Below are 4141 nucleotides of genomic sequence, written 5' to 3'. Positions count from 1 at the left end.
CGAGCCAGCCCTGGTCGCGCGGGTGGAACTCCACGCCGTGCTCCTGCGCCACGCCCGCGAAGCGCTCAGGCCCCGCGAGCACGGCGTCGTGCCCCGCCCGGTTGAGCGCGCGCGCCAGCGCCAGGTACGGCTGCACGTCGCCGCGTGAGCCCCACGCGTAGATGAGCGTTCTCACGCGCCACTCCTCTCCCGCGCGGCGGCGGGGGTGGTGCCGGACCTCGCGGGGCCTGGCGGGTTCGGTCCGTTCAGGACGGTGGAGAAGAAGGCCAGCTGGTCAGCGGCGAGGCAGGCCGCGCGACCGACCGAGCGGCGGCCGTGGCCGACCCCGCTCTCCCTGCGCAGGAAGGTCGCTCCGTGGTGGGACGCGTGCTGGAGGGCGGCGCACAGCTTGTGGGCGTGCGCGGGGTGGACGCGGCTGTCGCCGTCGAAGACCGCCAGCAGCACGGGCGGGTACCCGGCTCCGGGGCGCACCGCGTGGTAGGGCGAGCACGCCACGAGCCAGGCGGCCTGCTCGGGGTCCTCGGCCGAGCCGTACTCGGCGCGCCAGAGGGAGCCTGCGCCGAGCCGCTCGCAGCGGAGCATGTCCGCGAGCGGGGCCAGGCAGACCGCCGCGCCGAACAGCCGGGGTTCGGCGGTGAGCGCGGCGGCGACCACCAGGCCGCCGTGGGAGGCGCCGAGCAGGCCGAGCCGCGCCGGGGTGGTCCAGCCCAGGTCGATCAGCGCGCGGGCGGCGGCGATCAGGTCCTGCGCGCCGCGCGCCCTGGTGGCGCGGTTGCCCGCCCGGTGCCACTGCGCGCCGCGCTCGCCGCCGCCGCGCACCCCGACCCGCACGTGCACGCCGCCCGCCTCGACCCAGGCGAGCGCCTCGGGTGAGTAGGCGGGGCCGTTGACGACGCCGAAACCGCCGTAGCACTGGAGGAGCAGCGGGCGGGGACCGGTCGGGCGGGGACCGGTCCAGAGCGCGAGCACCGGGATTTCCACGCCGTCCGGAGCGCGGCAGGGCACGGTGGCGGTGCGCGCGGTGGCGGTGGAGCGCGGTGGCGCCCCGGCCTTGGCAGGAGCGCGGCGCGGGACGGCGGGCGGGGGCGGCTCGGCCGACCACTCGGCGGCCTCGGTCCCGCCCGGCGCGCGGCGCAGGGGGGTGTGCGGGGTGGTGGGGTCGGTGTAGCCGAGGAAGGCGGTGGCGCCGTGGGCGGTGAGCGAGGTGACGACGCCCGCGCCGGGCAGCGCGACGAGCCCGGTGGGGCGGCCGTCCGCCAAGCGGTGCACGGCGACCTCGGTGATCAGTCCCCGGTTGCGCACGACGAGCAGTTCGGGTTCCGCGCCCGGTTCCGCGGCGGGCAGCGGCAGGAACGAGCGCAGGACCGCCTCGTCGTCCTCGGCGACGAGGTCGATCAGCTGACCGCCGGGGGTGAGGCGGGCGATGCGGGCGCGTGGCGCGGCGTCGTCGGTGAGCACCAGCACGCCGTCGGGCGTGGGCCTGGCCTGGACCCGCGAGCCCGCCGCGCGCAGGACCGGGCGCAGCTCGGTGACCCCGCCCTCGGTGACGCGGCCGGTCCAGACGTCCTTGAGGGCGGACGGTCCCCGGCTGGCGACCACCACCAGGGTGCGGCCGTCGGTCTCCAGCGCGAAGGAGGTGCAGCCGTCCTCGGCGAGCACGGTGACGTCCCGCTCCTCAGGCTCGCCGAGGCGGTGCAGGCGCACCTCCCTGGCGAGGCGCCCATCGGGTCGGGGGCGCAGCGGGGTGTAGCAGAACGCACCGGGCAACCAGGCGAGCTGGGTGCCCCTGGAGCGGCCGATCGGGCCGTCCACGACGCTGCCGTCGAGGTCGAGGACGCGCAGCGCGCCCTGCTCGGTGCCGCCCTCGCTGATCAGCACGGCCACCGAGCGGCCGTCCGGGGACGGGTGCCAGCTCTCCAGCGTGGTGTCGGGACCGGACGCCGCGGGGTCGAGCAGCACGCGCTCCGGCTCACCCGGCGGGCGCACCAGCAGCACGGGGTGCTCCCCTCCGGGGCGCAGGGCGGCCCGGAAGCGGTGCCCACCCGCCCAGACCGGCGGGTCGGCGGTGGGTGACGCGGTGAGCTCGGCCACGCGCGCCAGGAGCCCGTCGCCCCAGGTGGCGCGGTGTGCGGCGTAGTGGGCGTCCTGCGCGGCCAGCCAGCGGGCGGTCTCCGGGTCGCCCGCGTCCTCCAGCGCGCGGTACGGGTCGGGGGCGCGGTGGCCGCCGGGCAGCTCGGTCACCGCGTCGCCCCGGCGGGTGGTGGGTGCGCGCACGGGTCAGCCCGCCAGGCCCGAGGCGAGCCCGCGCGCGCGGAACCAGTCGGCGGTCTCACGCAGCCCGACCGCCAGCGAGCGCGGGGTGAAGTCGACGACCCCGGCCATCCTGGAGACGTCCAGCTGCCGGGCGGAGGGACCGGTGGGCCGGTCGAACAGGAACCTGACGCGGCCGGGGACGTCGAGCGCCTCGGCGACCGCGTGGGCGAGGTCCGCGATGGAGACCGACTCGCCGGTGCCGATGTTGAACGTGCGGTGCCGGTTCGCGGCGACCATCTGGAGAGTGGCTTTGGCCACGTCGGCGGCGTGCACGAACGAGCGGGTCTGGCGGCCGTCGCCCCACACCTCGATGTCCTGGCCTCGCGCCAGGCACGCCATCATGCTGGGCACCACGCGGCCCGAGGGGGCGTGGAAGCCGTCGCGCGGACCGTAGACGTTGGTGGGCCTGGCCAGGAACAGGTTCATGCCGAACTGGTCGCGGTACAGCTCGGCCAGCACCTCTCCGAAGACCTTGGACAGGTAGTAGCCGTCGGGGGCGTAGCGCATCCGGCGCCGGTAGTCGTGGTCCTCGGCGACCGGGGCGCTGTCGTCGGTGCGGTACACCTCGGCCGAGCTGACCAGGACGACGTCCCGCACCCGGCGCTCGCGGGCGCAGTTGAGGACGTTCGAGGTGAACCTGAGGTTGGTGTCGAGGATTCGGGCGGAGTTCTTGAGCTTGAACTCGGCGTTGCCGTCCAGCGCCGCGCAGTGCACCACGGCGTCGACAGCGGGCGTGTGGGCGTCCACGGCGGCGGCGAGGGCCCGCTCGTCGTGCAGGTCGACCCTGGCGGTGCGCAGCGCGGAGGTGCGGGGCAGCTCGGCGAGCCTGCCGAAGCGGTCCCCCCGGTGCAGGCAGAGCACGCGGGCGCCTGAGGCGAGCAGTTCGGTGGTGAAGTGCGAGCCGAGGAAGCCGAGGCCGCCGGTGACCAGCACGGTGCGGCCGGCCCAGGACCGCGCGTTCACCGACGTGCCCGCTCGGAGGGCGCTCATCGGGTGGCCGCCCGGTCGAGACCGTAGCGCTCCACCAGTGCGGCGGCCGTCCCCGCCCCGTCCTCGGCGCGGACGCGCTCGCCCACCGAGCGGGCGGCGCGGGCCAGGCCCTCGTCGCCGGTCGCGGCGCGCAGGGCGGTGGCGAGCCGGTCGACGTCCAGGTCGCGCTGCCGGAACGGCTCGGTGGCCACACCCAGCCGGTGCGCGATCCGGCACCAGACCTCCTGCTCGCTGGTGTGCGGGACGGGCACCTGGGGCACGCCCGAGGCGAGGGCGTCGTTGACCGTGCCGACCCCGCCGCCGTGCACGATCGCGGCAACGCGGGGGAACAGCCAGTCGTAGGGCGCCTCGCCCGCGGGGAGCACGTCGGGACCGAGCGCGTCGGCGTCGATGTTGGCCTCCAACCGCACCACGGCGCGCACCCCTGCTCGGGAGACGGCCTCCCGGATGACGCGGGCGGTGTCCTCCGGGTCGCGGCTGACGATGCTGCCGAAGCCGATGAACACCGGCTTGGGGTCGCGGTCGAGGAAGTCGGCGAGGGACGGGGGCGGGCTCCAGTCCGGCGCGGGCGGCAGCCGCCAGAATCCGGAGGTGTGGGCGTTCGCGGGCCAGTCGGGGGCGGGTGGCACGACCAGCGGGCTGATGCCGTGGACGAAGGGGACCGGCTCGCCCGTCGCGGTGCGGGAGCGGTCGTGCCTGCCCCTGCGCTTGGGCAGGCCCAGGTCAGCGCGCCACCGGTCGACCTCGGCGCCGCCGACCTGGAACCAGCGCAGGGGCAGGTAGGACAACCGGTTGAGTAGCGGCGGGAGGCTGCCGCCGAAGGGCACCACCTCGCTGG

4 protein-coding genes are annotated in these 4141 nt (G+C 76.6%); all 4 read right to left on the bottom strand.

Going from position 1 to position 4141, the window contains the following annotated elements:
- Nucleotides 1-175: glycosyltransferase (locus tag ACTUAL_RS03080; protein WP_440899199.1), on the bottom strand; the 175-nt coding region annotated here is incomplete at its 3' end.
- Entirely contained in the window at nucleotides 172-2274 is a 2103-nt protein-coding gene (locus tag ACTUAL_RS03075) for a prolyl oligopeptidase family serine peptidase (RefSeq protein ID WP_440899198.1), read from the bottom strand. The genes ACTUAL_RS03075 and ACTUAL_RS03080, both read right to left, overlap by 4 nt.
- Nucleotides 2275-2277: 3 nt before the next feature.
- On the bottom strand, nucleotides 2278-3303 hold the full coding sequence (locus tag ACTUAL_RS03070) for an NAD-dependent epimerase/dehydratase family protein (protein ID WP_440899197.1): 1026 nt from the start codon (nucleotides 3301-3303) through the stop codon (nucleotides 2278-2280).
- The coding region (locus tag ACTUAL_RS03065; protein WP_440899196.1) for a glycosyltransferase at nucleotides 3300-4141 on the bottom strand (842 nt) is incomplete at its 5' end. The genes ACTUAL_RS03065 and ACTUAL_RS03070, both read right to left, overlap by 4 nt.

Source organism: Actinosynnema sp., assembly GCF_052038725.1.
Note: the sequence above shows the minus strand (reverse complement) of the source record. Positions and strands in the feature narration are given on the sequence as shown.

Excerpts from the sequence above, each read along its gene's own strand:
- ACTUAL_RS03070 (WP_440899197.1), bottom strand. The coding sequence starts at position 3,303 with ATGAGCGCCCTCCGAGCGGGCACGTCGGTGAACGCGCGGTCCTGGGCC.